This is a genomic window from Brevundimonas sp. TWP2-1, from assembly GCF_049897645.1.
Lineage (GTDB): Bacteria > Pseudomonadota > Alphaproteobacteria > Caulobacterales > Caulobacteraceae > Brevundimonas.
The window spans coordinates 35761-62743 of record NZ_JAFCWR010000001.1 but is presented as its reverse complement, the minus strand read 5'-3'; the positions used below and the strand labels follow the sequence as shown (position 1 = coordinate 62743).

Annotated in this window: 30 protein-coding genes; 15 read left to right on the top strand and 15 right to left on the bottom strand. The window is 66.3% G+C overall.

Features of this window, described 5'->3' with window-relative positions:
* Positions 1-102 precede the first annotated feature (102 nt).
* The 3 genes from ACP7BH_RS00300 to ACP7BH_RS00290 are packed head-to-tail and all read left to right on the top strand — an operon-like array spanning position 103 to position 1644.
* Positions 103-1026, top strand: a complete 924-nt coding sequence (locus tag ACP7BH_RS00300) for an Hsp33 family molecular chaperone (RefSeq protein WP_425984660.1) — start codon at positions 103-105, stop codon at positions 1024-1026.
* Positions 1027-1066: 40 nt separating this feature from the next.
* Positions 1067-1348 carry a ribbon-helix-helix domain-containing protein gene (locus ACP7BH_RS00295; protein ID WP_425984662.1) on the top strand — a complete coding sequence of 94 codons (282 nt, stop codon included), beginning with the start codon at positions 1067-1069 and terminating at the stop codon, positions 1346-1348.
* Positions 1345-1644, top strand: coding sequence for a type II toxin-antitoxin system RelE/ParE family toxin (locus tag ACP7BH_RS00290; protein ID WP_425984664.1), 300 nt, complete (start codon positions 1345-1347; stop codon positions 1642-1644). Before ACP7BH_RS00295 ends, ACP7BH_RS00290 begins: the two co-directional genes overlap by 4 nt.
* A gap of 4 nt (positions 1645-1648) precedes the next feature.
* Here the strand turns inward: ACP7BH_RS00290 and phoB are convergent, their stop codons facing one another.
* From phoB to ACP7BH_RS00260, 6 genes are all read right to left on the bottom strand, one after another.
* Complete coding sequence (phoB, locus tag ACP7BH_RS00285; RefSeq protein ID WP_135195153.1) at positions 1649-2341, bottom strand: phosphate regulon transcriptional regulator PhoB; 693 nt, start codon at positions 2339-2341, stop codon at positions 1649-1651.
* Between the two features lie 20 nt (positions 2342-2361).
* Positions 2362-3087 carry a phosphate signaling complex protein PhoU gene (gene phoU / locus ACP7BH_RS00280; RefSeq protein WP_346496427.1) on the bottom strand — a complete coding sequence of 242 codons (726 nt, stop codon included), beginning with the start codon at positions 3085-3087 and terminating at the stop codon, positions 2362-2364.
* Positions 3088-3091: 4 nt separating this feature from the next.
* Entirely contained in the window at positions 3092-4042 is a 951-nt protein-coding gene (pstB, locus tag ACP7BH_RS00275; protein ID WP_409715866.1) for a phosphate ABC transporter ATP-binding protein PstB, read from the bottom strand.
* A gap of 4 nt (positions 4043-4046) precedes the next feature.
* Positions 4047-5351, bottom strand: a complete 1305-nt coding sequence (gene pstA / locus ACP7BH_RS00270; RefSeq protein WP_425984666.1) for a phosphate ABC transporter permease PstA — start codon at positions 5349-5351, stop codon at positions 4047-4049.
* On the bottom strand, positions 5344-6774 hold the full coding sequence (gene pstC / locus ACP7BH_RS00265) for a phosphate ABC transporter permease subunit PstC (protein ID WP_425984668.1): 1431 nt from the start codon (positions 6772-6774) through the stop codon (positions 5344-5346). Before pstC ends, pstA begins: the two co-directional genes overlap by 8 nt.
* A 139-nt stretch (positions 6775-6913) precedes the next feature.
* Positions 6914-8311: an ATP-binding protein gene (locus ACP7BH_RS00260; RefSeq protein WP_425984670.1), complete on the bottom strand. Its 1398-nt coding sequence runs from the start codon at positions 8309-8311 to the stop codon at positions 6914-6916.
* A 147-nt stretch (positions 8312-8458) separates the two neighbouring features.
* Here ACP7BH_RS00260 and ACP7BH_RS00255 point away from each other — a divergent pair, with 147 nt between their 5' ends.
* From ACP7BH_RS00255 to ychF, 8 genes are all read left to right on the top strand, one after another.
* Positions 8459-10747: an ATP-binding protein gene (locus tag ACP7BH_RS00255; RefSeq protein WP_425984672.1), complete on the top strand. Its 2289-nt coding sequence runs from the start codon at positions 8459-8461 to the stop codon at positions 10745-10747.
* A 133-nt stretch (positions 10748-10880) separates the two neighbouring features.
* Positions 10881-11522 carry a 50S ribosomal protein L25/general stress protein Ctc gene (locus ACP7BH_RS00250; protein ID WP_425984674.1) on the top strand — a complete coding sequence of 214 codons (642 nt, stop codon included), beginning with the start codon at positions 10881-10883 and terminating at the stop codon, positions 11520-11522.
* Between the two features lie 87 nt (positions 11523-11609).
* The gene (gene pth / locus ACP7BH_RS00245; RefSeq protein WP_425984676.1) at positions 11610-12230 is read left to right on the top strand and encodes an aminoacyl-tRNA hydrolase; all 621 of its coding nucleotides are present in this window, start codon (positions 11610-11612) and stop codon (positions 12228-12230) included.
* Between the two features lie 49 nt (positions 12231-12279).
* On the top strand, positions 12280-12666 hold the full coding sequence (locus ACP7BH_RS00240; RefSeq protein ID WP_425984678.1) for a hypothetical protein: 387 nt from the start codon (positions 12280-12282) through the stop codon (positions 12664-12666).
* Positions 12667-12733: 67 nt separating this feature from the next.
* Positions 12734-14803, top strand: coding sequence for a TonB-dependent receptor family protein (locus tag ACP7BH_RS00235; RefSeq protein WP_425984680.1), 2070 nt, complete (start codon positions 12734-12736; stop codon positions 14801-14803).
* Positions 14793-16136, top strand: coding sequence for a PepSY-associated TM helix domain-containing protein (locus tag ACP7BH_RS00230; RefSeq protein ID WP_425984682.1), 1344 nt, complete (start codon positions 14793-14795; stop codon positions 16134-16136). Before ACP7BH_RS00235 ends, ACP7BH_RS00230 begins: the two co-directional genes overlap by 11 nt.
* A 13-nt stretch (positions 16137-16149) precedes the next feature.
* Positions 16150-16650: a copper chaperone PCu(A)C gene (locus ACP7BH_RS00225; RefSeq protein WP_425984684.1), complete on the top strand. Its 501-nt coding sequence runs from the start codon at positions 16150-16152 to the stop codon at positions 16648-16650.
* A gap of 70 nt (positions 16651-16720) precedes the next feature.
* Positions 16721-17815, top strand: coding sequence for a redox-regulated ATPase YchF (gene ychF / locus ACP7BH_RS00220; RefSeq protein ID WP_135195140.1), 1095 nt, complete (start codon positions 16721-16723; stop codon positions 17813-17815).
* On the opposite strand, the gene ACP7BH_RS00215 is transcribed toward ychF, so the two are convergent.
* Complete coding sequence (locus tag ACP7BH_RS00215) at positions 17808-18347, bottom strand: hypothetical protein (RefSeq protein WP_425984686.1); 540 nt, start codon at positions 18345-18347, stop codon at positions 17808-17810. The genes ychF and ACP7BH_RS00215 overlap by 8 nt on opposite strands.
* A gap of 110 nt (positions 18348-18457) precedes the next feature.
* Between ACP7BH_RS00215 and ACP7BH_RS00210 the strand changes: the two genes are divergently transcribed.
* Positions 18458-18679: a hypothetical protein gene (locus ACP7BH_RS00210; protein ID WP_425984688.1), complete on the top strand. Its 222-nt coding sequence runs from the start codon at positions 18458-18460 to the stop codon at positions 18677-18679.
* A gap of 59 nt (positions 18680-18738) precedes the next feature.
* Here the strand turns inward: ACP7BH_RS00210 and ACP7BH_RS00205 are convergent, their stop codons facing one another.
* Together ACP7BH_RS00205 and ACP7BH_RS00200 are read right to left on the bottom strand one after the other, a co-directional pair.
* Complete coding sequence (locus ACP7BH_RS00205) at positions 18739-20172, bottom strand: hypothetical protein (RefSeq protein ID WP_425984691.1); 1434 nt, start codon at positions 20170-20172, stop codon at positions 18739-18741.
* A 72-nt stretch (positions 20173-20244) separates the two neighbouring features.
* Positions 20245-21234: a helix-turn-helix transcriptional regulator gene (locus ACP7BH_RS00200; protein WP_201304418.1), complete on the bottom strand. Its 990-nt coding sequence runs from the start codon at positions 21232-21234 to the stop codon at positions 20245-20247.
* A gap of 91 nt (positions 21235-21325) precedes the next feature.
* Here ACP7BH_RS00200 and ACP7BH_RS00195 point away from each other — a divergent pair, with 91 nt between their 5' ends.
* Positions 21326-21562, top strand: a complete 237-nt coding sequence (locus tag ACP7BH_RS00195) for a hypothetical protein (RefSeq protein WP_425984693.1) — start codon at positions 21326-21328, stop codon at positions 21560-21562.
* A 4-nt stretch (positions 21563-21566) separates the two neighbouring features.
* Here the strand turns inward: ACP7BH_RS00195 and ACP7BH_RS00190 are convergent, their stop codons facing one another.
* On the bottom strand, positions 21567-22673 hold the full coding sequence (locus ACP7BH_RS00190; protein WP_425984695.1) for an acyltransferase family protein: 1107 nt from the start codon (positions 22671-22673) through the stop codon (positions 21567-21569).
* Positions 22674-22755: 82 nt separating this feature from the next.
* On the opposite strand from ACP7BH_RS00190, the gene ACP7BH_RS00185 reads away from it, so the two are divergent.
* On the top strand, positions 22756-23022 hold the full coding sequence (locus tag ACP7BH_RS00185) for a DUF4160 domain-containing protein (protein WP_425984697.1): 267 nt from the start codon (positions 22756-22758) through the stop codon (positions 23020-23022).
* Entirely contained in the window at positions 23015-23296 is a 282-nt protein-coding gene (locus ACP7BH_RS00180) for a DUF2442 domain-containing protein (RefSeq protein ID WP_425984699.1), read from the top strand. The genes ACP7BH_RS00185 and ACP7BH_RS00180 overlap by 8 nt, the downstream gene beginning before the upstream one ends.
* Here the strand turns inward: ACP7BH_RS00180 and ACP7BH_RS00175 are convergent.
* Genes ACP7BH_RS00175 through ACP7BH_RS00155 form a run of 5 tightly spaced genes read right to left on the bottom strand, consistent with a single transcriptional unit; the run spans position 23293 to position 26910 of the window.
* A complete protein-coding gene (locus ACP7BH_RS00175; protein ID WP_425984701.1) occupies positions 23293-23712 on the bottom strand; it encodes a hypothetical protein in 420 nt (139 codons plus the stop codon). The two genes, ACP7BH_RS00180 and ACP7BH_RS00175, sit on opposite strands and share 4 nt — an antisense overlap.
* A gap of 1 nt (position 23713) precedes the next feature.
* Positions 23714-25135 carry an NAD(P)(+) transhydrogenase (Re/Si-specific) subunit beta gene (locus ACP7BH_RS00170; protein WP_425984703.1) on the bottom strand — a complete coding sequence of 474 codons (1422 nt, stop codon included), beginning with the start codon at positions 25133-25135 and terminating at the stop codon, positions 23714-23716.
* A 13-nt stretch (positions 25136-25148) separates the two neighbouring features.
* A complete protein-coding gene (locus tag ACP7BH_RS00165) occupies positions 25149-25415 on the bottom strand; it encodes a hypothetical protein (RefSeq protein WP_159850074.1) in 267 nt (88 codons plus the stop codon).
* Positions 25412-25771, bottom strand: a complete 360-nt coding sequence (locus tag ACP7BH_RS00160; protein ID WP_135195131.1) for an NAD(P) transhydrogenase subunit alpha — start codon at positions 25769-25771, stop codon at positions 25412-25414. The genes ACP7BH_RS00165 and ACP7BH_RS00160 overlap by 4 nt, the downstream gene beginning before the upstream one ends.
* Positions 25771-26910 carry a Re/Si-specific NAD(P)(+) transhydrogenase subunit alpha gene (locus ACP7BH_RS00155; RefSeq protein WP_425984705.1) on the bottom strand — a complete coding sequence of 380 codons (1140 nt, stop codon included), beginning with the start codon at positions 26908-26910 and terminating at the stop codon, positions 25771-25773. The genes ACP7BH_RS00160 and ACP7BH_RS00155 overlap by 1 nt, the downstream gene beginning before the upstream one ends.
* Positions 26911-26983 lie beyond the last annotated feature (73 nt).

Sequence of the window (26983 nt, the reverse complement as noted above, 5' to 3'; positions counted from 1 at the left end):
CGCGCCGGAACAGACAACCCCTTATCATCGGGCCCTTATCATCGGGCCTTCGGGCGCCTAAATAGCCGCGATCCCGAAATGACGTCGCCAAAGGACCTCGCCGTGACCGATCACGCGCCTCACACCCCCATTTCCGACGATCTGGCCGCCGCGTTCCAGATCGAGGGCTGGCCCGTGCGCGGACGACTGGTCCGCCTGGGCGCGACCATCGACAAGATCCTGGCCGCCCACGCCTATCCCGAGCCGGTCGCCGCCCTGCTGGGCGAGGCCTGCGCCCTGGCGGCCCTGATCGGCTCCAGCCTGAAATTCGAAGGCCGCCTGCTGGTTCAGGCCCAGGGCGATGGGCCGGTGCGCTATGTGGTCGCCGACTATGACACCGACGGGTCCTTGCGCGGCTATTGCCGCTACGACGAGGCCGAGGTCGCCGAGGCATCCAGCGGGTTTGCGCGTCCCGGCGCCCGATCGCTGCTGGGCCAGGGCGTCTTCATCATGACGCTGGACCGCGGCCCCGACTTCGAACGCACCCAGGGGATCACGCCGATCGAGGGCGAGAGCCTGTCGCTGGCGGCCGAGCATTACTTTCAGCAGTCCGAACAGGTGCCGACCAAGGTGCGGCTGGCCGTAGGTCAGGTCCAGACCGAGACGGGTTCGCAGTGGCGGACCGGCGGCGCGATGATTCAGATCATCGCCGGCGACGACGCACGCGGCTCCACGGAAGAAGTCTGGGACCGCACCCGCGCCCTGTTCGGCACCCTGGGCGATGACGAACTGGTCGATCCGACCATCTCGCCTGAGACCCTGCTGTTCCGCCTGTTCCACGAGGACGGCGTTCGGCTGGAGGGCGCGCGCGAACTGACGGCCGTTTGTCGCTGTTCTCGCGGCCGCATCGCCTCGGTCTTGGCCTCCTTCGACCCGACCGAGCGCACGGACATGCTGGAGGATGACGGCAAGATTCACGTCACCTGCGAATACTGCGCCACGGTCTATGCGCTGGACCCCGACGAAGTGGTCGCCGAGCAGATCTGAGCCGGTAGCGGCATGGGCGGTTTCATGAGAGGATCACACCATGGCCGCCACTCGCAAGATCACCGTCGAATTGCCTGAGGAGACAGCGCGCGAGATCGACGCAAAGGTCGCCTCGGGCTTTTCCGAAACCGCCGAAGCCTATGTGGTGGAGAGCGTGGAGAACTATCTGCTGGGTCAGAACCCGGATATCGCGACCTGGATGCGTGAAGAGGTCAGGCCCGCGTATGAAGCGTGGAAGTCAGGCGACGAGCCGGGCATTTCGGCCGAAGAGGCTTTCGACGGAGTGCAGGCTCGCTATCTCGCCCGAAAGGCCGCCGGTTGAAGCCTTGGCGGCTGGTCTTTTCGAGGCGCGCCCTTACCGACCTCGACGCCATCTACGACTGGGTCGCTGAAAACGCAGGGCGGAAGACCGCCGACCGTTACGCGGAAAGACTTCGGTCGTTCAGCTTGCGCCTGACGCATTATCCAATGCGTGCGGAAGTTCGGGACGATATCTTGCCTGGCGTGCGTCTGATCGGCTTCGAGAAAAGCGTAACCCTGGTCTTTGTCGTTGATGAAGACAAAGGCGAGGTTCGTATTTTGCGCCTGCTCTATCGCGGACAGCAGATCGAAATCTGAAAGATCAGCCTTCCAGATCCAGCGAATAGCCCGCTGACCGCACGGTGCGTATCGGGTTTGCGCTTTCGTCGGCGATGGCCAGGGCCTTGCGCAGGCGGCCGACGTGGACGTCGACGGTGCGGGCCTCGACATAGACGTCCGAGCCCCAGACCGCGTCCAGCAGCTGTTCGCGACTGAACACCCGGCCAGGATGCTGCATGAAGTGGTCCAGCAGGCGGAACTCGGTCGGGCCGAGGTGCACTTCCTGACCCGAACGCTTCACCCGGTGCGAGACGCGGTCGATGATGATGTCGCCGTGGTTCAGACGGTCGTCGGCCAGGCCGGGTCGGATGCGACGCAGGACGGCGCGGATGCGCGCGATCAACTCGACCATCGAGAAGGGCTTGGTCAGATAGTCGTCGGCGCCGGTGTCCAGACCCCGAACCCGATCGCTCTCCTCGCCGCGCGCCGTCAGCATGATGATCGGCAGGTTGCGGGTCTCGGCCTTGCCGCGGATGCGGCGGCAGACCTCGATGCCCGACAGTTTGGGCAGCATCCAATCAAGCAGAACTAGGTCAGGCAGGCGCTCATCGATCTGGAGCATGCCTTCCTCGCCGTCGGCGGCGACGGCGACGTCGTAGCCTTCCTTTTCGAGGTTGTACTGAAGAAGGGTCGCCAGCGCGTCCTCGTCTTCCATCACAAGGATATAAGGCTGCACGTCGTGTCTCCGGTCTCGGCTCAGTGCGTCGAAAGGTTCGGCGTCGGATCGGAATCCTCGGCCGTGGGTTGGGCGCGCGGGCGTTCGCCCACGATGTCTTCGCCCGTGATCTCGTAGTGGACGGTCTCGGCGATATTGGTCGCGTGGTCGCCGATCCGTTCCAGGTTCTTGGCCATGAACAGCAGATGGGTGCAGGCGCCGATCGTGCGTGGGTCGCCCATCATGTAGGTCAGCAGTTCGCGGAAAAGGGCGTTGTAGTGCTCGTCCACCTCGTCGTCGGTCTGCCAGACGGCGACAGCGCGATCCAGTTCCGACGCGGTGTAGGCGTCCAGCACGTCGCGCAAACGGGTCGAGACCAGCCGGCCCATCCGCTCGATCGAACGGGTCAGCGGCTGCATCGGCTCGCCCTCGGCCAGGATCAGCGCGCGCTTGGCGATGTTCTTGGCCAGGTCGCCGGTGCGCTCCAGATCGGTGGCGATCTTCATGGCGCCCAAGGTGCGACGCAGGTCGCTGGCGACCGGCTGGCGCAGGGCGATCAGGCGAATGGCCTTCTTCTCGATGTCGCGATGCAGGGCGTCGAGCTTCAGGTCGCGTTCCACGACGGCGCGCGCCAGGGCGATGTCGCGCCGGGCGACGGAATCGATGGCGTCAGCCACCTGGGCCTCGGCGAGGCCGCCCATGCGGGCGACCTCCGCCGTGATCTGGTTCAGCTCGTCACCGTAGGCCTTGACCGTGTGCTGGTTCATCGGATTAGCCGAAGCGTCCCGTGATATAGTCGAGCGTGCGCCGTTCGCGCGGATTCTGGAAGATGTCTTCCGTATCCCCGGTCTCGACCAGACGGCCCATGTGGAAGAAGGCGGTGCGTTGCGACACCCGCGCGGCCTGGGCCATCGAGTGGGTGACGATGACGATGCAGAACCGCTCGCGCAGTTCGTCGATCAGTTCCTCGATCCGCGCCGTAGCGATGGGATCCAAGGCCGAGCAAGGCTCGTCCATCAGGATCACTTCGGGGTTCACGGCGATGGCGCGGGCGATGACCAGACGCTGCTGCTGACCGCCCGACAGGCCCATGGCCGACGATTGCAGGCGGTCGGCGACCTCTTCCCACAAGCCGGCGCGCTTCAGGGCCTTTTCGACCACGTCGTCCATCTCGGCCTTGGACGAGACCAGGCCGTGGATCTTGGGTCCGTAGGCGACGTTCTCGTAGATCGATTTGGGGAAGGGGTTCGGTCGCTGGAACACCATGCCGACACGGGCGCGCAGCAGCACCGGGTCGATGGAGCGGTCGTTGATGTCCTCGTCGTCCATCGCGATTCGACCGGTGACCTTGGCTCCGGCGATGGTGTCGTTCATGCGGTTCATCGTCCGCAGGAAGGTCGACTTGCCGCAACCCGACGGCCCGATCAGGGCCGTGACGGTCTTGTCCGGGATATCCAGCGAGACGTCGTAGAGCGCCTGCTTGCCCTCATAGAAGACGGAGACATCGCGCGCGGCGATCTTGATCGGGCCGACCGGCGGGCTGTCCACGACGGTGGCGTTCGACACGGGCGTTGCGTCTTCGAGACGCGGCTCGGCGGCAGCGCGGGCTTTGGACGGCGTGACTTCGGGCAGGACCTGGCCGCCCATGCGCGGGGTCTCGGTCGGATCGACCGGGCCGGCGCCGGACTGGTCTTCGGCGGAGCGGAAAATACGGAATTTCATTCTCTTACCACCGGCGCTCGAAGCGCCGCCTCAGGATGATGGCCGCCGCGTTCATGATGATCATGAAGACCAGCAGGACGATGATCGCCGCGGCGGTGCGTTCGTGGAACGCCCGCTCCGAGGCGTTCTCCCAGATGTAGATCAGCGAAGGCAGCGCCCCGACCGGCTGGTCTATGGCCGCCGGCACGCCGGGCACGAAGCTGACCATGCCGATCAGCAGCAGCGGCGCGGTCTCACCCAGGGCGTGGGCCATGGAGATGATGGCGCCGGTCATGACGCCGGGCATGGCCAGCGGCAGGACATGGCTGAACACCGTCTGCGTCTTGGACGCGCCCATGGCCAGGGCGGCCTCGCGGATCGACGGCGGCACCGCCTTCAGGGCCGAGCGTGTGGCGATGACCAGGGTCGGCAGCGCCATCAGGGCCAGGACCAGACCGCCGACGATCGGACTGGCGCGCGGCAGGTGCATCCAGTTGATGAAAAGGGCCAGCCCCAGGAGGCCGTAGACGATCGACGGCACGGCCGCGAGGTTGTTGATGTTGACCTCAATGATGTCGGTCAGCTTGTTCTTGGGCGCGAACTCTTCCAGCCAGATGGCGGCGCCGACGCCCAGCGGAATGGCGATAAGGGCCGTGACCATCAGCATCAGGGCCGAGCCGACCACGGCGCCCAGCACGCCTGCCAGTTCCGGCTGGGTCGAGTCGCCGTTGGTGAACAGGGCGGTGTTGAAGTGCGAGCCTATGACGCCCTCGGTCTGCATCCGGTCCAGCCAGGCGATCTGCTGGTCGGTCAGGCGGCGTTGATCCTCGGGCGTATCCCTGGAGATTTCGCCCTTCAGATACAGGTCGGCGTCGTCGGACAGGGGCACGGCCAAGGGCACCGTTTCGCCGATGACTTCACTGCGCTTGGCGACCAGATCGGCGGCCACGAACTTCAGTTCCGACGAGAACAGCCGCTTCATCTGTGCAGCCCTCGTCCCAGCCGCGTCGTCCTGAATGCCCATACGGGCCAGTTGCTGCTCAGCGGCCAACTGTTCGAAGTTGGAGCCTTGGGGATAGGTGCGATCGACGCGCGCCGGGTCCATATAGACCGGCACCGTCACCGTGTGGGTGTAGAAGGCGGTGTGGCCCTGTTCGACGATGCGGACCAGGAGGACCGCCAGGAACAGCATGGCGGCGGCGATGGCCAGACGGCCATACCATTTGAAGCGGGTTTCCTTGGCGTGCCGACGCTTCAGGCCCGCGCGCAGACGATCCAGCCGCCCCTTGGCGGCCACGCCGTCGATCCGATCGGGGGTCGCGTCAGTCATATTGTTCCCGATAGGTCTGGACGATCCGGTGGGCGATGATGTTCAGCACCAGAGTCACCAGGAACAGGGTCAGGCCCAGGCCGAAGGCCGACAGGGTCTTGGCGCTGTTGAACTCCTGGTCGCCGGTCAGAAGGGTCACGATCTGCACGGTGACGGTCGTCACGGTGTCGAGAGGATTGAAGGTCAGGTTGGCGGCCAGGCCTGCGGCCATGGTCACGATCATGGTCTCGCCGATCGCCCGCGACACGGCCAGCAACAGGGCGCCGGCGATGCCCGGCAAGGCGGCGGGCAGCAGAACCCGCTTCACCGTCTCGGACTTGGTGGCGCCCATGGCGAACGAGCCGTCGCGCAGAGACTGAGGCACGGCGTTCAGGATGTCGTCGGACAGGGACGACACGAAGGGGATCAGCATGATGCCCATCACGGCGCCGGCCGTCAGGGCCATCTGGTTCTGAACCAGCGCCAGATATTGGCCCAAGCCGTCCAGCGGCCCGCCGATCAGGAACAGCCCGATCTCGTTGAAGAAGACCCGCAGCAGCGGCCCCACCGTCAGGGCGGCGAAGAAGCCGTAGACGACGGTCGGCACGCCGGCGAGAATCTCCAGCAGCGGCTTGATCACCGCGCGCGTCGTGCGGCCAGCGTATTCCGACAGATAGATGGCTGAAAACAGGCCGATGGGCGCGGCGACGCACATGGCGATCACCATGATCAGCAGGGTGCCGGCGAACAGGGGCACGGCCCCGAAGGCGCCCGACGACCCGACCTGATCGGCGCGGATGGCGATCTGGGGGCTCCATTGCGTGCCGAACAGGAAGTCGAGGATCGGCACCTTCTGGAAGAAGCGGAAGCTGTCGAAGGCCAGAGAGGCGATGATGCCAAGCGTCGTCAGGACGGCGATGGCCGAGCAGACGAACAGGGCGCCGTAGATCCAGCCCTCGACCCGGTTGCGGGCGCGGGTCTGGGGCTTGATCTGGGTCAGGGCGAACAGGCCGCCCAGGATGGCGGCCAGGATGGCGGCGATCCCGCCGCCCCAGGACAGGGTGCGCTCGATTCGGACCATGCGGCGCGCCTCGACCGGCAGATGTTCGGCCAGCGGGCGCTCCCAGATCTGCAGGGCAGGCTCGCCACGACCGACGCGGTGGGCGTCGGCGAAGAAGGCGTCGCGGCGGAAGTGTTCCAGGGCGGCGACGGCGTCAGGCGTGCCGACGGCGGTCAACTGGCGCTGCAACGGCGCAGAGAAGACCGAGGCCAGGATCAGCACCAGCAAAGCGGGCGCCGCGACCCAGATAAGGGCGTAGGCGCCGTGCTGGCCGGGCCGGGAATGGGGTTTGGCGCCGATCGCGCGACGACGCGCAAGCTCGCGTCCGCCAACGAAGGCGGCCGCGCTCAGCGCGATGAGGATCAGCAGATAAATCCAGATCATTCAGAAGTCCGAAGCGCCGTGCGCGAATCGGCGAAGGTCCTGAACATCGGGACCGACGCGGCGCGACTACTGCCTGCGAATGTTCAGCGGATTACGACGGGTCGATGACAGTTGGGTGACAGCGACGGTCCCTGCGGCTCTAGCGCCGCTCGATCGGCTGGGGGAACCAGGCGGTGAAGGCGGCGCCCATGCCCGGCGCGCTTTCGACGACCAGGCCGCCCTGGTGCCGATTGATGATGTGCTTGACGATGGCTAGCCCCAGGCCGGTCCCCTGCCGCTCACCGCTCTTCTGGCCTTCAACGCGATAAAAGCGCTCGGTCAGGCGTGGAAGGTGTTCGCGCGCCATGCCCGGTCCATGATCCCGCACCGTCACGGCGGCATAGGAGATACCGGACGCGCGGTCCGGCGTGACCAGCGGCAGTCGGGTCGCGCCGGGCATGCGCGACGCCCAGGCCTCGTCGAAGGACAGGTCCGAACGGACCGAAATCTCGACTGTCCCGCTCCGGGACGAATATTTGACGGCGTTATCCAGCAGGTTCTGCACGACCTGCAGTATCTCGTCGCGATCCCCGCTGATCGACGCCCTCGCCTCGCCCTGATCCAGGACGATGACGATCTCCTTTTCGCGCGTCAGCACGCTGATGGCGTCCACCACGTCGGAGGCTGCGCGGTCCAGATCGACCCGGCCCGAGGGCGGAATATGCTCGTTCAGTTCGATGCGGCTCAGCGACAGCAGGTCCGCCACCAGACGACCCATCCGATCCGCCTGGGCCGACATGATGTCGAGGAACCGGTCTCTTGCGGCGACGTCGTCGCGGGCATGGCCCTTAAGCGTCTCAATGAAGCCGCTCAGCGAGGCCAGCGGCGTGCGCAGTTCATGGCTGGCGTTGGCCAGGAAATCGACGCGCATCATCTCGGTACGCCGCGCGTCGGTCTCGTCACGCAGGATCAGCAGGGCCAGTTCCGCCCCCGGCGCCGTGCTTGTCTCGACCGACAGGGGCCGGGTCCAGGCCCGCCAGCGTCGATCTCTCTGACCGCCCGTGGCATAGTCCGTGGTGCGCGCCGTGCCGCCAAACAGGGCCTCGTCGACCGCCTCCAGCACCCCGGGCTCACGAATGACCTGAACCAGCAGGGCGCCCTGACGCTGAATCCGCAACAGGTCGCGCGCGGCGCCATTGGCCATGACGATGCGCCGGCCGGCGATGTCGTCCGGCTCGCCCCCGCTGACGACCAGCACCGGGTCGTCCAGCGCCTCGAACACCCGATCCAGCAGGTCGCCCGTCACTACATCCGTGGAAGACTCCGCTGCGGCGGAGTCATTCGCTGTCGGAGCCGTCGCCGCCGTTTCCGACATATTCAGAAGCCAGGCCGAAGCCGCCACGACCACGGCCCCGCCGACCAGCCAGTTCGCCAGCTCGGGATGCAGGATCGCCAGGACCAGCAGGATCACGATGGCGATGCCGATGCTGGCGCCTACCGTCCACAGGCGCGAGGTGGAAACCGGCGCGACGGGCGATGGCGAGACTTCGTAAGGCATGGAGTAAGGGCGACCTCGTTCTGGAACGCGTTTTGCGATCCTTGCACGGATTCTGTGACGGCGCTCCGACAGCCTGCTGATTGAGCAAGCTTCGCCGCACGGTTTCTTTAGGATTTTCTGCGAGCGTATTCGCCAAGGAGAAGCCTCGTGGACCGCATCATCTTTTGCATCACGCGCGATCACGACTGGCGGATCACTGTGTTCGCCGCCCTGATCTGCCTGGTCGGTATGGGTGTTTCGACCCATGTTATGCAGCGGATGAGCGCGCGCGACCCTGTTCGACGCCGACGTGCGGTCCTCATGGCGACGCTGATCGGCGCCCTGTCCATATGGGCCACCCATTTTGTGGCCATGCAGGGGTTCGTCGCCGGCGTACCGGTGCGCTACGACCTGTTTCTGACACTGGCTTCGCTCGGCGTCGCCCTCGCCATGATCGGCCTGACGATCGGCTCCACGATGATGGGCAAGGGTCGGATCTGGCGCGTCCTGGCCGCCGTGATCGCCGTCGCGGGCGTCGGCGCCATGCATTACCTCGGCATGGCTGCGATCAGGGCGCCGGCGCTTATCGGCTGGGATCCCGGCATGGTGGCGGCCTCCATCATCGGCGCCATGGCTGTCGGATGCACGACCGCCTTCTTCTATCGTCGCGGCGGGATCGTCAGGCTGGTCGTCACGGCTGCCGGCCTCGCAATGGCGGTGATCGTGCTTCATTTCGTCGGAATGGCGGCGATCACCGTCACCCCTAGCCCCAGCGTTTCGACGGATCAGGGCATTTCCACTGAAGCCATGCGCGTGCTGCTGGGCGCCATCCTGCTGCTGATCTGCGGCGTCGCCTCCGCCTTGGGAGTCATGGCCTATATGTCGCGCGCAACGGCGCTGCGCCGCATTCGAGAGGCGGTCGATGCGATGCCCGACGGGCTGGGCTTCTATGATTCGAAGGATCGGCTGGTCCTGTGGAACGCGCGCTATGCCGAGGTGAACCCCGAGCTTGAACCCCATCTCGTCGTCGGCCTGCCCTTCCGTGAGGCCTTGCGGATCGGGATCGACGAAGGCCGCTACGCCGAGGCGCTGGGGCGCGAAGAAGAATGGCTGAACGAGCGTATCGCGGCGCGACGTCAGCTGTCGTCCAACGGCGAACAACAGATCGCCGGCGGTCGCTGGCTGCGCATCCAGGATCGGCGCACCTCGGAAGGCGGCACGGTGACCGTCTGCAACGACATCACCGACCTGAAACGCGACGCCCAGGCCCTAGCCGAGGCGCGCGACGCCGCAGAGGCCGCCAACGTCGCCAAGAGCCAGTTCCTGGCCAATATGAGCCACGAAATTCGCACGCCTCTGAATGGCGTGATCGGCCTGTCGCAGGCCCTGTCCAAAACCGAACTGACGCCGGAGCAGCGCGAGATGCTGGATCTGATGCAGGCCTCGGGCAAGACGCTGCAGACCCTGCTCAGCGACATCCTGGATCTGGCGCGTGTCGAATCGGGCAAGCTGGAACTGACCGAGGACGCCTTCGAACTGGCGACCGTCGTGCGCGAGGCGGCTCAGTTGTATGCCGAGAACGCCCGCGAGAAGCACCTGGACTTCCACGTCGACATTGATCTGGAAGACGGCGTTTGGGTGCTGGGCGACGCGGTGCGCCTGAAACAGGTGCTGACCAATCTGATTTCCAATGCGGTGAAGTTCACCAGCCAGGGCTTCGTCGGACTGATCGTCCAGCGCGGCCTGGATCAGGACCGGCGGCCGGTGCTGCGCTTCACCGTCGAGGACAGCGGCATCGGCTTCGACGCCGCGACCCGCAGCCGGTTGTTCAGCCGATTCGAACAGGCCGACGGCGGCATCACGCGCAAGTTCGGCGGCTCCGGCCTGGGTCTGTCCATCTGCCGTCAGTTGGCGGAAATGATGGGCGGCGACCTGGGGTGCGAAAGCGAGCCGGGCGGCGGGGCGGCCTTCATCCTGACCCTACCGCTGAGGCAATGCGAAGCCCCGACGCGCCGCGAGCCTCGGGCCACAGAGACCTATAGCGACGAGGAGCAGCGCGTCGTGCGGGTGCTGGTGGCGGACGACCACCCGACCAATCGCCGCGTTATCGAACTGATTCTCGCCCAGACCTCCGCCCAGATCGTAATCGCCGAGAACGGCGTCCAGGCGCTGGAGGCCTTCCGGGCCGACACGTTCGACCTTGTTCTGATGGACATGCAGATGCCGCTCATGGACGGGCTGACGGCCACGCAAGAGATTCGCCTGCACGAGGCCACGATGGGGATGGATCGCACGCCCATCGTCATGCTGACCGCCAACGCCATGCCCGAACACGTGGCCGCTGGACGCGCGGCCGGAGCCGACCACCACCTGGCCAAGCCGTTCAACGCCGCCGAACTGCTGGGCATCGTCGCAGCGCCCGCTTCGCTGCTGAAGGACCGGGCGCAGGCGGCTTAAGCGGAACCTTTGACGGTTGCGCCCTGGGCTTGATGCGTGTAATAGCCCGCGCTCTTGAATTCGAGGGTTCATCACCCCCGCCGCGAGAGCCCAGGGTTGGCGCGGCGTTTCCGTTGTTGTTGAGGCGAGCCACATGGCCGAGATCATTCTGAACGTGGACGTCCGCGATGGCGTCGGCACCGGCGGCGCTCGCGCCGCGCGTCGCGCCGGTTTCGTGCCGGGCGTCCTGTACGGCGGCGAACAAGCCCCCGTCGCCATCTCCGTGAACGAGAAGGACTTCCGCAAGTCCCTCTACACCGGCAAGCTGCTGGGCCACCTGGTGACCCTGAAGTACGGCGACGAGACCCAGCCGGTCATCGCCAAGGACATCCAGTTCGACCCCGTGTCGGACCGTCCCCTGCACTTCGACCTGATGCGCGTCGACGCGAAGGCCCCGCTCAAGATCGAAGTGCCGGTCCACTTCCTGAACGCCGACGAAGCGCCCTTCTCGCGTCAGGGCGGCTCGCTGGAAGTCGTGCGCCACGCCGTCGAAATCCTGGTTCGCGCCGACCAGATCCCGGAAGAGCTGGTCGTCGACCTGATCAAGGCCGAGATTGGCGACACCATCCGCATCTCGGACATCAAGCTGCCCAAGGGCGCGGAAGCCACCATCACCGACCGTGACTTCGTGATCGCCACGATCAAGATCTCGTCGGCCGCCCTGTCTGAAGCCGCTGACGAAGCCGCCGACGCAGCCGTTGCCGAAACCGCTCCGGTCGAGAAGACCGAAGACTGATCCTTCGGCTCTTCGAGAAGATTGCGCCCCGCCCGGTTCGCCGCGGCGGGGCTTTTCTTTGCCTGACGCACACGGCATGAGAACGCCATGATCATCATCGCTGGGCTCGGCAATCCGGGCGGCAAATACGAGAAGAACCGCCACAACATCGGCTTCATGGCCGCCGACGAGATCGCGCGCCGATGGCGCTTCGGTCCCGAGCGGGCCAAGTTCCAGTCGATCGTCAGCGAGGGCCAGGTCGAGACGGCCGACGGCCCGGTCAAGGTGCTGCTGATGAAGCCTCAGACCTATATGAACGAAAGCGGCCGTGCGGTCGGAGAGGCAGCGCGCTTCTACAAGATCAAACCCAGTGAGATCATCGTCTTCCACGACGAGATCGACCTGGCGCCAGGCCGTTTCCGCATGAAGACCGGCGGCGGCGCAGCGGGCCAGAACGGCGTCCGTTCGCTGATCAGCCACCTGGGCACCGACTTTCGCCGCGCACGTATGGGCATCGGCCATCCAGGCGAGAAGGAGCTGGTCATGCCCCACGTCCTGGGCGACTTCCACAAGGCCGAACAGCCTTGGCTGGACGCGATGCTCCAAGCCTGCGCGGATGCCTTGCCCTTCGCCGTCGCCGGCGATGACGAACGCTATCAGGGTGAGGTTCTGCGCCTGGCCCCCGCGCCCAAGTTCAGCCCGCGTCAGGCAGCGCGCGGCGAGCTTTAGGACAAACCGCCGCCTATCCCATCGTCGCGAAACGCCGTAGAGGCGAGGCGTGACCCGTTCCCAGGCCGATAACTGGTCGACCTCGAAATCGCTCGCCTTCCTGGCGGCGGTCTTCGCGCTCGTGCTTGGAAGCCTGCTGCCTTTCGCGGCCCTGGCGGCGGTTCAACCGGGCCAGCCCCTGATCATCTGTTCGGCTGAAGGGCCGCAGACGATCCAGTCCGGCGGGATGGACGGCCCGGTCAACAAGCACGTCGGGGCCAAGTGCGCGGCCTGCCTCATGCCTCTGGCCGCCGCCCTGCCCTGTCCGCCCGCGCCGCAACCGGCCCCGGTCGTTCGTATCGCCGAACGCGTCGTCTACGTCGTCGCCAGCGTCAGCCCGCCGCCGCCAGCGCGCGCCCCGCCGCGCCCGCCCTCCACCGCACCACCCCAGGCCTGAACCAGACCCCGAGCCCGCGCCGGCCTTCACGCCCGCGCGTCTTTCTTGTTCTGATTTCAGGATCATCATGTCTTTCAAGACCACCGCAGCGCCCTGCGCGCTGCTGCTCGCCGCCTTGGCGAGCGCTGGATGGGCCAGTCCCGCCTTCGCCCAGCAAACCCCTGAGCCCGCCGTGCTCGACAGCGTCATCGTTACCGGCCGTCGCAACGCCGAAGATCCCGCTGTCGTCGCAGACGCCCGCGCCCTGCTGTCGCGCACCCCCGGCGCCGTGGCCGTCGTGGCGTCGGAAACCTATCAGGACCGCTATGCGCTCAGCTTCGCCGATACGCTGCGCGGCGTGCCCGGCGTCTTCGCCCAGCGTCGCTGGGGCGAGGAAGTGCGGCTTTCGATTCGGGGCTCGGGCATCGGCAACAGCGCCCATCTGCGCGGCGTCCTGCTGGCTCAGGACGGCGTGCCCTTCAACGCGCCCGACGGGTTCGGCGAGTTCCAGGAGATCGACCCCCTGATCGCGCGCCATATCGATGTGTACAAGGGCGGGAACGCCCTTCGTTTTGGCGGCGCAGCCTTGGGCGGCGCGATCAATGTGGTGACCCCCACCGGTCGGACAGCCGCCAGCCGCAACCTGATCCGCATCGAAGGTGGATCGTTCGACACACAACGCGGCCACGTCGCAATCGCCCGCGATCTAGGCGAGTGGGACGTCTACGCCGCCGCCACGGTCGCCCGTTCCGATGGCTTCCGGGACAATCAAAACTCGGACTCCAAACGCCTGACCCTGAACCTGGGTCGTACGTTCGGCACGGACCGCGAGCTGCGGCTGATCGTCCAGGGCAATGATCTGGACCAGTCCGTGTCATCCACCGTGACGCGGCAACAGGCCCTGACCAAGCCGCGAGACGTGCCCGCCAACAATCGCACCCTGGCCTTTGCCAGAGACGTGAAGTCCCTGCGCACCACCGTTTTGGGCCGCTGGAGGATCGACGACAGTCTGATGTTCGAGGGCGCGGCCTATGTCGTGGACAAGGATCTGTACCACCCGATCTCCATCGTCATCGACCAGAACAGCCTGCAATGGGGCGGCTATGGCCGCGTGGACTGGAACGGACAGGTGATGGGGCTGCGCGCCGACGCCTATGCCGGCGTCAGCTATCGCGGCGGCGCGACGGACGCTTTCACCTTCGTGGCGGCGGGCGGCGCACGACCCGGCGCCAGGATCGGCGATTCGGTTCAGGACGCCGTCGGCCTGGATGTCTTCGCGGAGGGCCGCCTGTTTGTGACCGACCGACTGGCCCTGGTCGCGGGCGGCAGCTATGGCCGTGCAGAGCGGGATTTCACCAACAATCTGGCCCCGAGCAACAATGCCGACGTGACCTTCGACTGGTTCTCCCCGCGCATCGGTCTGCTTTGGGAAGACGAGACGGGCACGCAGGTCTATGCCAACCTGACGCGTTCGGTGGAGGCGCCCGGCTATAATGCGCTGGTTCAAGGCGCGATACCGCGCTTTGTCGATGTCGATATTCAGGATGCCTGGACCGCTGAAATCGGCGCCCGAGGACGTCGCGGTCCCCTCACCTTCGATCTGTCGGCCTATCGCGCCGAGATCACCGGCGAACTGTTGAACTTCATCGTCACCCCGGACATTCCCGCCTCCACATTCAATGCGGGCGACACGGTTCACCAGGGAATCGAAGCCGGATTGGACTGGCGGATCATGGCCGGCCCCCACGGCCGGTTGACCCTGCGACAGACCTACGCCTGGTCCGACTTCGTCTTCGACGGTGATCGGACTTACGGCGACAATCGCCTGCCGGTCGTGCCCGAACATCTGTACCGGGCCGAGCTGAAATACGTCCATCCTGCCGGTTGGTTCGTCGCGCCCAGCCTGGAGTGGTCGCCGTCGGATGTCCTCGTGGACTATGCCAACACCCTGACGGCCCCGGGCTACGCCATCCTGTCGTTGAATGCGGGCTGGGGGTTCGACAATGGCGTGTCCCTGTTCCTGGATGCGCGAAACCTGACAGGCGAAAACTACATCTCCTCCGTCAACGCCGTGACGGATGCGCGAGTCGCCCCGACGGCTGTGTTCGTGCCCGGCGAGGGACGCTCGGCCTATGTGGGAGTTCGCTATGCGTTCTGAGCCAACGGCCGACCTGTCCGGTCCCTACCGCGCCGTGTGGCGGTGGCATTTCTATGCGGGCGTGTTCGTCATGCCGGTGCTGATGCTGCTGGCCCTGACCGGCGGCCTCTATCTGTTCAAGGACGAGATCGACGGGTTTCTGTATCGCGACATGATCCGTGTGCCGGCCGTTCAAACCCGGGCGGCGCCGGAAACCTGGGTCGCGTCGGCCGCTCAGGCCGCGGGCGGCGGGCGGGTCGCCAATCTGGTCATGCCCGCTCGTGACGACCAGGCGATCCGGCTGAGGGTCGATCGGCCCAGTGGGGACCAGAAGACCGTCTTCGTCGATCCGCACACCGGTCGCGCCACCGGCGTCATTCCGGCTGGCGGGTTCATGGAACTGGTCAAGAAGACGCACAGCCTGGCGCTGTTGGGTCGGCCGTTCAACATTCTGGTCGAAATCGTCGCCGGCTGGACCATCATCCTGTTCGCCACCGGTCTCTATCTGTGGTGGCCGCGCGGCCGAGCCGTCGCGACCTTCACGCCCAAGATGACCGACAGCCGTCGTCGGCCGTTCTGGCGCGATCTGCATGCGCTGACCGGAGTCTATGTCGGGGGTGTCGTCCTGTTCCTGGCGGTCACGGGCATGCCCTGGTCGGCGGTCTGGGGCGACCGTGTCATGGGGCTGATCAAGGAGACGGGGTTGGGGCGACCGCCCGCCCCCGTCGCCGGCGCATGGCAACGCGCCCAGCACCATGACGCACCGGTCGGCGCCGGGTGGACTATGGAGGGCATGGTGATGACGCACGACCACGCCGGTCACGGCGGTCTTGCGCAGGTGCTGCACATCGCGGATCAGGCCGGTCTGGCGCGCCCCTATGCCGTGAACATACCGGCGGCCGACGCAACGGCCTATACGGTCACGACCCAGGCTACGCGCGTTCAGGACAGCCGCTCGCTCTATATCGACGGCGCGTCAGGGCGGCTGCTGGGCGACATCGGCTACGATCAGTTCGGCGCGGGCGCGAAGGCCATCGAACTGGGCATCTACACCCACCAGGGCACGCAGTTCGGACAGGCCAACCGGATCGTCATGCTGCTGGGCTGTATCGGCGTCTGGCTGCTGGCGATCAGCGGCCTGGTCATGTGGTGGAAGCGCCGTCCGCCGAACCTTTCGCGCCGCCGCCTGGGCGCGCCGCCAGCCCCGCCAGGACCGCGCGTTCGCGCCGCCGTCCTGGGCATCGTCCTTCCCCTCGCCATCCTCTATCCTCTGACAGGACTGAGCCTGGTCGCGGCCGTGTTGCTCGATCGAGCCGTACGACCGATGATCCGGCGCCGTTCCGCCGCCTCGTGAAAGACCCGACATCATGAAAATCAAACTCGCTCTCGCCGCCGTCGCCGTTTCGCTAACGGCCTGCAATCCATCCGAGCCGGCCAAGACGCCGGCCGCCGAGACATCCGGCCCAACGACGGCCGCCGCCGCCGTGACCGCAACCGACGCCTGGTGCCGCCCCTCGCCGAACGGGGCCAAGGCCGGGGGCTGCTACGTCACCCTGACCGCAGCGACCGACGATCGGCTGACCGGCGGCTCGACGCCCCGCGCCGGATCGCTTCAGGTGCATGAGATGAAGACCGAGAACGGCATGATGAAGATGGCCGAACTGACGGCGGGTCTGCCTTTGCCAGCCGGTCAGGCCGTAGCCTTGGCGCCCGGCGGAAACCACCTGATGCTGATCGACCTGACCGCCCCGCTGGTCGCAGGCGAAACCGTGCCTTTGACCTTCCAATTCGCCTCGGCGCCGGCGATCACGGTGCAGGCGCAAGTGCGTCAGCCGGCCATGGCAGGCATGGATCACGGCGCCCACTGACCTCAGTTGAAGCGCGAGCCTGACAAACCGGTTCGAACCGGGTAAAGGCTCGCGCCTCACGAGGAATACCATGGCTCTTAAAGTCGCGATCGTCGGCCTGCCCAACGTCGGCAAGTCCACCCTGTTCAACGCCCTGACCAAGACGGCGGCGGCCCAGGCGGCCAACTATCCGTTCTGCACCATCGAGCCGAACACCGGCGACGTGGCGGTGCCGGAGCCGCGTCTGGAAGCCCTGGCCGAGATCGCCGGGTCCAAAGAGATCATCCCTTCGCGCATCACTTTCGTGGACATCGCCGGCCTGGTGCGCGGCGCGTCCAAGGGCGAGGGCCTGGGCAACCAGTTTCTGGCCAATATCCGCGACTGCGACGCCGTGGCCTTCGTGGCCCGTTGCTTCGTCGACGACGACATCACCCACGTCGAGGACCGTATCGACCCGATCGCCGACCTGGAGATCATCGAAACCGAACTGATGCTGGCCGACATGGAGAGCCTGGAGCGCCGTCGGCCCCAGCTGGAAAAGCGCGCCAAGGGCGGCGACAAGGAATCCGGCCTGACGCTGAAGCTGGTCGATCTGGCCCTGGCCCAGTTGAACGCCGGCAAGCCCGCCCGCACCGCCGAGGTGTCCAAGGAGGACGCCAAGGCCTGGCACATGCTGCAACTGCTGACCGCCCTGCCCGCTCTCTATGTATCGAACGTCGAGGAAGGTTCGGCCGACAAGGGCAACGACCTGTCCGACAAGGTCGCCGCGCGCGCCGCCCAGGACAACGCCAACTCGGTCGTCATCTCGGCCCAGATCGAATCCGAGATCGCTGTGCTGGATGACGAGGAGCAGAAGGAGTTCCTGGAAACCCTGGGCCTCGAAGAACCCGGCCTGAACCGTCTGATCCGCGAGGCCTACAAGCTCTTGGGCCTGCAGACCTATTTCACGGTCGGCCCGAAGGAAGCCCGCGCCTGGACCATCCCCGTCGGCGCCACCGGCCCCCAGGCGGCCGGCGTGATCCACACCGACTTCGAGAAGGGCTTCATCCGCGCCGAAACGATCGCCTATGACGATTTCGTCGCCCTGCGCGGCGAAGCCAAGGCGCGCGAAGCCGGCAAGCTGCGCGCCGAAGGCAAGACCTATGTCGTCAAGGACGGCGACGTGATGAACTTCCTGTTCAACTAGGCGGCGCGGCGGGCGGGGTCTCGGCCCCGTCCTTCTTCATCATCTTTTCCAGCGGATTGGCGGGATCGGGCGCACGCGGCGAGCCGGGGCAGCGCGCCAGTTTCACCGTCGTCATGTCCCGGTCGATGTAGGTCAGGTTCATCACATCGCCGGTCGTGCTCATATGCACCCGCTCGGTCTTGGTTTGGCCCTGGGTCGCGCACCGCAAGGCCGCGACATAGCCCGAACCCGTCTCGTCGATGCTGGCGATGTCGCAGTTGTGCCCATAGGCGTCGAACCGTAGCGGCGTCAGGGTGATCGGGCTGCGCTCGCCCTGAGGCCGGGCGCACCATTGCGGATTGGCCGCCCACACCCCCACGAAACTGCGCGGCCCACGCATGGCCAGCGACGACGGACCCGGCGGCTCGACCTGCTGCATCGCGTCGGGTGTTCTCAGCGGCGCTGCCGGCTCGTTAGGGGGATTGACCTGCTGATCGCCGCAGGCGGCCAGGGCGGCGATGGCGGCCACCATCGGGAACAGGGCTGTTTTCATCACGCCACAACGTCACGGCCAAGGTTCCGGTTCAAACCTCACAGTCATTGCGGTTGATTCTGATAATCGTTCGCACAAATACGCCTGCCTGTCATCAAGCGGGGCCATTCATGCGTAACCTTCTCCTCCTCTCCACCGCCGCAGCCGCCGTCGGCTCGGCCCTGATCGTCGCCCATGACGGCATCCACCTGCAGGAGATCGGCGAGACGGGGTCCGTCACCGGCACGCCGCTGATGGACCTGGCGCAACAGATCGCGGATGGTGAAACCACCGAAGCCGAGGCCGTCGCCAAGTCGCGCATCCTGATCACCGAGGCCACGACGCCGCGCTGACCATCCCCCAGCGCGGAGCGTGAAACGGCGGCCGGTTCATCCAGTCGCCGTTTTTCGTTTCAGCTCAGGACGATGCGGCCGTTGTCTAGGCGGAAAGCCACGCCGGTGCGTTGGAAGAGGCGTGCGATCACGGCGGACGGATCGGCGGCGCCTTGGTCAAGCAGACGCTCCATATCCCCGCGCAACGACGGATCACGCGAGGTCCGCGTCAGGGCCGTCAGCCATTCCTCGCGGCTCAGCACGCCGTCCGGCTGGCGCAGCAGAGGTTTCAGGAAGTCGAGCCAGTCGCCGCCCGTCCGCTGTTTCTGCGCGCCCTCGGCCGCCATGGCGAAGACGGCGCCGCACGCATAATAGGCGCGGTGTTCGCCCCGCGCGCCCGCCTGCGCCACCGGCTTACGGGCCAGGTTCACACAGTCGTCCACCTCGGACTGAAGCTCGCTGCGGTCGTCATAGGCGGGGTCCAGACGCTTCAGCGCTCGCACCGCCATCAGGTCGGCCCCGCCCTCGGTGATCCAGGCCTCGTCGGCGAACTGATAACGGACGGTCTGGCCCAGCCAGAAATGCGCCGCCTCATGGCCGATGAACCAGCGCGACCGCTCCATAATGTCGGGCTGGGCCGTGGTCACGCCCCGCCCCTCGAACGACATGACGATCAGCCCGGGCAGGACGCTGCCGCCCATGCTGGTCATCTGTTCGGTCGGACCGTTCCAGGCCACCATGACGATCGGGGTGTCGCCGCCGGAGCCGGGCGCGCCCAGCCGGTCGCGATAATGTTGGCCGACGCGGGGCGCGAAGCCGCGAATCTCCTCGCCGATCCAGGGCGGCAGGTTGGGGTCGATCACGGTCGACAACCCCTCGCCCGGCGTCACCGTCGCCTCGCCCAGCAGGACATAGCTGCGCTCGTCCATCGTGGTCAGTTGGTGATGCCGACGCCCATTGAACAGCACCGGCCCATTATCGTCGCGCCAGGTCACGCGCGACGATCCGCCGTCCAGCGTCACCCGGTTCAGGTCGTCCGGCACCGCCTCCGCCGCCTGGGCCGACGGCAGGGCGAAGAGGTCCAGTTGCCGCGTCGGCAGGGCGACCGCGCCGTTGGAGAACAGCAGGGTCGGATATTCGGCCTCCAGGTCCACCGCTTGCGGCCTGACCCGGAACCGCACCTCGCGCGGTACGGGGCCGCCGTCTGTGCTGCGAATGATGTCGTAGTACCCGCGTCGCTCCATCACCACGCCTGGCGTCTGCACCGTCCATTGGCGAGGCCGCCAGGGCTGGCGCGAGTCCGTCTCCAACGCCGAATCCATGAAGGCCCAGACCGGCACGTCGCGACCGAACCGATAGTCGATGTTCAGATGGTCGCCGTCGCGGGTCACGGTCACCTGGGGGGCGCTTTCATCCAGAGCCGCTTGCCGCGAGACGATCGGGCCGGCCGCGCAGGCGCCGCCCATGAGAACGACAGCGGCGATGGCGGACGAAGCGAAGGCGTGGACGCGCAAGGGCGATCTCCTGAAGGATGGTCGGCGCGAAGCCTAGCGGTGCTGAACGCGCCGCGTCAGCTTACGGTTTCGTCAAGCTGACGCCCGTTCCAGGGCGCGCCCCGCCGCCGCCAGTTCCCCGGCCATGACGGCCTTCAGTCGCTCGGGCGCCAGAATCTGCGCCTGCTCGCCCCAGGTGAATAGATGCCAGGCCAGTTCGCGCATGCCCGAGGCGCGGAACCGCACCACGACCGCGCCGTCCGCCTGATCCTCGAAACTCTGGGTCGGATGCCAGCGCCAGCTCTTCGCCTCGGCCGCACCTTGAGGCGTGATCCGCAGCACGACATCCTCGATCTCGTCCTGATAGATGCCGAAGGACTGGCTGGCGAAGACGCCCAGGTCGAAATCGGCCGGCGGGACGGCCAGCCCCTCCTGCGGGGCGACGTGGCTCATCCGGTCCAGGCGGAAGGTCTGGATGCGGCCGGTCTCGCGGTCGGCGGCGACCAGATAGTTGGCGCGGCCGAACATGACGCCGCACGGGGCGACACTGCGCCGACGCGGTTCGGCGCCCGGCCGGGAATAAGTAAAGCCCAACGGCTGCTGCGCCAGCACGGCGCCGCGAATGGCGGTCAGCATGGCCTCGTCCGCCGAAGGACGCGGCCCGGCCTGGACGGCGATGGTCTCGGCCCGGACCAGGGCCTCCAGGTCCGGCGCCATCCGGTTCAGGGTGGTGGACCGCATCGCCGCCTTCAGCTTGCGTTCCAGCCCCTCCAGCGCCGTCGCCCGCGCCGGTTCTCCTGCGGCCCGCAGCGCGGACGCCGCCTTGGACAGTTCCAGCATTTCGGTCGCGGTCGGCGCCTGTTCGAACGCCGACAACCCGCCGCGAATGCGCCAGCGTTTCGACGGCGGATCCGACACCTCGTCCACCTGGGGGAACAGCATCATGACCGCGTCGCGCATCCGTTCGGCGGTGCGGCGCCCCACCCGCATGTCGCGGGCCATTTCGTCGATGGACAGGCCTTCGGCGCTGGCGGCCATGCGCCGCGCCAGTTCGATCACCATCGCCGCCTTGTCGTGTCTCACCGTCGCCGCCGATCCATACGTCCGTTTCTGACGCAACAGTGCTTCATAACCCAATCATCGACAAGAGGCCGTCGCTTCAGGAGATCACATCATGGCTCGTTTCCAACCTACCCAGACGATCAACGCCAGCCGCTACATCATCGTGCCCTGCGAGGCCGACGGTTCGTCAGACCTCGCCGTGATCTGGGACCGGCTGGAGGAACAGGTGGTCGACGTCATCTCGGCCGCCGCCAGCAGCCGCTACTCGGACGAGGACATGCTGTGGGACGAAGGTCGCGCGGGCGACATGGCGTCGGGCTGGGCGTCGGAATGGCGGATGGCGGCCTAAAGGCTCAGGCCGTTTTCGGCTTGGTCCAGCGGTCGATCATCCGCTGCGCCGGCTGTTCGACCAGTCGGTGCGCGACGACCGCGACCGCCACGATGAAGCCGAACATGGCGACGGCGAACAGGTCGTTCAGCCAGACCGAGCCGAAATCGATCCGCCGCACGGGCAGCCAGTCCAGCTTCCTGGCCACGATCATCATCACGGTCAGGATGAACATGTGCACCATGTAGATGGCGAACGACCACCGCCCCAGGGTGACCAGCGCCGGATGATCCAGCACGCGTGACAGGGCGCCGTCCTCGCCCGCGAAGACCCAGATCAGGACCACGAAGACCAGGGTCACGGCCACGGTGATCGGCCCCTGAGCATAGCCGATGAAGATGCAGGCCGCCATGATGGCGGCGATCTCCAGCACCGTCGCGGCGCCGCCCTTGAGCCGAGGAATCCGCGTCCACAGCCCCTGCAAAAGGCAGCCCAGGAAGAAGCCATAGACCGCCCGCGGCACCGCGAAGTCATAGGTCGTGTTCATCCAGCGCCGGGCGTAGCTGACCACCAGCACGCCCCCGATGATCGCCAGGACCAGGCCGATCCAGCGGAACCGCTTCGGCGCGATCAGCACCAGGCCGGCGAAGATCAGATAGCAGGCCCATTCGGCGCTGAGCGTCCAGGCCGGCCCGTTCCAGGTCAGATAGGGATGCACATGCCAGGCCTGGATCAGCGCCAGGTTGGTGAAGATCGCCTCGATGGACCGGTCCCGCGTGAAGGGCGGCGCACTGTCGAACTGGAACGCCAGCCGCGCCAGCTCCAGCCCGACGAACGCCGCCAGCATCAGCAGATGCAGCGGCCATATCCGCCCGAACCGCCGCACCATGAACCGCCCCGCATCCCGCCCCGACTTCAGCCGGTCGGCATAGGCATGGGCGATGACGAAGCCCGACAGCACGAAGAAATAATCGACGAACAGATAGGAGTGCTGAATGAAACCCCAATCGCGCCAATGGCTTGCCACCGGCATATGGAACATCACCACAAGGATGGCGCACACCCCGCGCAGGGAATCCAAGGCCTCGAAACGGCGGTGGGCGACAGGGGCGGGTTTGGACAGGGCGTTCACGGACGCGTGATAGCGCCGGTCAAGGTTGGGCGATAGAGGTTTCGGCGATTGGCGAGGACGAGAGAACGGTTAAGCTCCAACTATGCCCATCATCTCGATCTTCTTCGGCATCGTGATCCGCATCAACTTCTTCGATCATGCACCGCCACATCTGCATGCCGCCTATGGCGACGCCGAGGCCCTGTTCGACATTCGGACAGGCAAGGTCATCGCCGGACGCCTGGCGCGACGCGAAACGCGCTATGTGGTAGAATGGTTGGTGAAGAACCGCGTCGATCTGATGCGGAATTGGGATTTGGCCGTGTCGGGACAGCCGACGTTCAGGATCGAGGGTCTGTCGGATGACTGAGATCAACATGGTCCGGGCCCGCCGCGTTCGGGCGTTGGCCGACCACCGCCTGGAAATCGTGTTCGACGACGACACCCTAGGCGTCATCGATCTGAGCGAATTCACGGCCCTGGGGCCGATGACCGAGCCCTTGAAAGACGCCGCTTTCTTCGCCCGCGTCTTCGTCGAGATGGGCGTTCCGACCTGGCCCAACGGCTGCGACATCGATCCGATTAATGCGCACAGGCTGATGCGTGAGGCGGGGACGTTGAGGCCGGTGAGCGAGGCGGCTTAGCCTTTCCAATCGGGGCCGAATACGATCACCCCGATATCCGCCGCCTTCGCAGATCTCACCGAGGCACCGAGATCTTTTCGCATTGCATCCAACAGCATGGCCACTTGCTTATGGCTCTCCGGCGAGGTCGTGGATGGCCCGGACCGCTCGAATACGGCAAGCCGCTCGAGAACCAGATTTGATCCGTAGATACATATCCTCGTTTTGGCGTCGGTGAGATCGGATAAGGCGGCTTTCGTGCGGCCAACAGCAGCGATCTGCGAGAACGCTTCGAAATAGTCCGCATAGGCTTGAGCCTTTTGCGTCTGGATATGCTTCCGAAGTTCAAGGGAGCGGCCAAAGAAATACTGGAGGCCCGCACCGATAAGTATGCCGACAAGTGGCAGAACGGCCGTCAGCGCCACGGTCGAACTCATCTCACAGCCCCTTCACGATCCCCTCGACCATCTTCTTGGCGTCGGCGAACAGCATCATGGTGTTGTCGCGGAAGAACAGCTCGTTCTCCACGCCAGCATAGCCCGAGCCCATGCCGCGCTTGATGAACAGGACGGTCCCCGCCTTTTCCACGTCCAGGATCGGCATGCCGTAGATGGCGCTGGTGGGGTCCGTCTTGGCGGCGGGGTTGGTGACGTCGTTGGCGCCGATGACGAAGGCGACGTCGGCGCTGGCGAACTCGGCGTTGATGTCCTCCAGTTCGAACACCTCGTCATAGGGGACGTTGGCCTCGGCCAGCAGGACGTTCATGTGGCCGGGCATGCGGCCGGCGACGGGGTGGATGGCGTATTTCACCTCGACCCCCTCCTCCTTCAGCTTGTCGGCCATTTCGCGCAGCGCATGCTGGGCCTGGGCCACGGCCATGCCGTAGCCGGGCACGATGATGACCTTGGACGCATTCTTCAGGATGAAGGCGGCGTCCTCGGCCGAGCCCTGTTTGACCGGCCGCGTCTCCTTGGCGCCGGCGGGACCGGCCGCCGCGTCCGCGCCGCCGAAGCCGCCCAGGATGACGCTGATGAAGCTGCGGTTCATGCCCTTGCACATGATGTAGCTCAGGATCGCGCCCGACGACCCCACCAGGGCGCCGGTGATGATCAGGGCGATATTCTCCAGCGTGAAGCCCAGGGCCGCCGCCGCCCAGCCGGAATAGGAGTTCAGCATCGACACCACCACCGGCATGTCGGCGCCGCCGATGGGGATGATCAGGGTCGCGCCCAGGATCAGGGCGATCAGGAAGACGCCCCAGAAGGCCCAGGTCGCCGCGCCGTTAGTCCCGATCAGAATGCCGATCAGGAAGACCAGACCCAGCGCCAGGCCGACATTGATCAGGTGCCGCGCCGGCAGGATGATCGGCGCGCCGCTCATGTTGCCGTTCAGCTTGGCGAAGGCGATGACCGAACCGGTGAAGGTGATGGCGCCGATGGCGACGCCCAGGCTCAGCTCGATGATCGACAGGGTTTTGATGCCCGTTCCGTCGTCTGACAGGATGCCGAAGGCCTCTGGCGCATAGACGGCGCCGATGGCGACCAGACAGGCGGCCATGCCGACCAGGCTGTGGAAGGCGGCGACCAGTTGCGGCATGTCGGTCATGGCGACCCGCTTGGCGATCAGGGCGCCGGTCCCGCCGCCGACGATGACGCCGCCCGCGATCAAGGCCAGGGTGACGGTGTCCAGCGCGCCCGTCGTGCCCAGGGTCAGCAGGGTCACGCCGATGGCCAGGGCCATGCCGATCATGCCGAAGGTGTTGCCCTGGCGGCTGGTCTCGGGGCTGGACAGCCCCCGCAGCGACAGGATGAACAGGACGCCCGAAACCAGATAGGCCAATGCGGCCAGCGATGCGTTCATCACGCCCCTCCCCTCAAGACGTGCGCGCCAGCCGCCACAGGGCGGCGGCGATGAACAGCGGGCCGATGAAGAACAGGGCCCATTCGAAGACGCCCAGCGGCCGGTCCTGGGTCACGACGCGGACCAGAATGGCCGAGAAGACCAGGGCGATGCCGCAGTCGTGCAGCCGCTGGCGCTTGATCGGAATCTTGGTCCCGAACCAGCCGTACAGCCACAGGCCGAAACCGACGCCGGTGGCGACCCAGGAGCCGGTGATGGCGATCTGCGCGGCGTCGGTCACGAAGACGCCCCGGACGACGCATCAGGCGCGGCCTTGGGCGCCGGCCGCTCCTTCTTCTTGTACATGGCCAACATCCGCCGCGTGACCATGAAGCCGCCGAAGATGTTGACGCTGGCCAGGGTGACGGCCAGCACGCCCGCCCCCTTGGCGATCCACGCATTGGGGCCGGTCACGTCGCCCGATACGGCGGCCGCCGCGATCAGGCCGCCGACGATGATGACGCTGGAGATGGCGTTGGTCACGGCCATCAACGGTGTGTGCAGGGCCGGCGTGACGCTCCAGACGACATAATAGCCGACGAAGATCGCCAGCACGAAGATGGCCAGGCGGAAGACGGTGGGATCGACGTGTTCCATCAGCTTGCTCCTTTAAGCCCTTCATGCACCACGGCCCCAGCATTGGTGACCACCGCCGCCTTGAGGATATCGTCCTCAAGATCGACCGCCAGCACGCCGTCCTTGATCATCAGCCCCACAAAGGCCGACAGATTGCGGGCGTAGAGGGCGCTGGCGTCGGCGGCGATGCGGCCCGGCAGGTTGGACCAGCCGACGATGGTCACGCCGTTCGCGGTCGTCACGACCTCGTTCAGTTTCGAGCCCTCGACATTGCCGCCCGCCTCGACCGCCAGGTCGATGATGACCGAGCCGGGCTTCATCGAGGCCACATGGGCCGCCGTCAACAGCACCGGGGCGGCGCGGCCGGGGATCAGGGCGGTGGTGATGACGATGTCTTGTTTGACCACATGGCTGGCGGTCAGTTCGGCCTGTTTGGCCTGGTACTCGGGCGACATGGGCTTGGCGTAGCCGCCGGCGGTCTGGGCATTCTTGAACTCCTCGTCCTCGACGGCGAGGAATTTGGCGCCCAGGCTTTCGACCTGTTCCTTGGTGGCGGGGCGGACGTCGGTGGCGGTGACGACGGCGCCCAGCCGCCGCGCCGTGGCGATGGCCTGAAGCCCGGCGACGCCGACGCCCATGATGAAGCATTTGGCGGGGGCGACCGTGCCGGCCGCCGTCATCATCATCGGGAAACCCTTGCCGAAGGCATAGGCCGCCTCGATCACCGCCCGATATCCGGCCAGGTTCGCCTGGGACGACAGCACGTCCATGACCTGGGCGCGGGTGATGCGGGGCACGAACTCCATGGCGAAGGCGGTGGCGTTCGCCCCGGTCAGGGCTTCGACCGTAGCCTTGTCGCGCCAGGCGTCCAGCATGGCGATGACGATGGCGCCGGGCTTCAGCGCGCTGGTCTCCTGGGCCGTGGGGCCGCGCACTTTCAGCACGACGTCCGCATCTTCCAGCACCGTGCGGGTGTCCGGCTTCACCGTCGCACCGGCGGCGACGTAGTCGGCGTCGGGGATGGAGGAGCCCAGGCCGGTACCGGCCTCGACCGTGACGGTGGCCCCCAGGGCGATCAGCTTCTTGACGGTTTCGGGCGTGACGGCGCAGCGCGTCTCGCCTTCGCGGCGTTCTCTCGTGACGGCGATAGCGACGGCCAAGCGAATCCCCTCGTTCTTTTCGTTGAACGAAGGTTAGGCCGTTCCGACGCAAGCCGTCAAAGCACGGTTATGC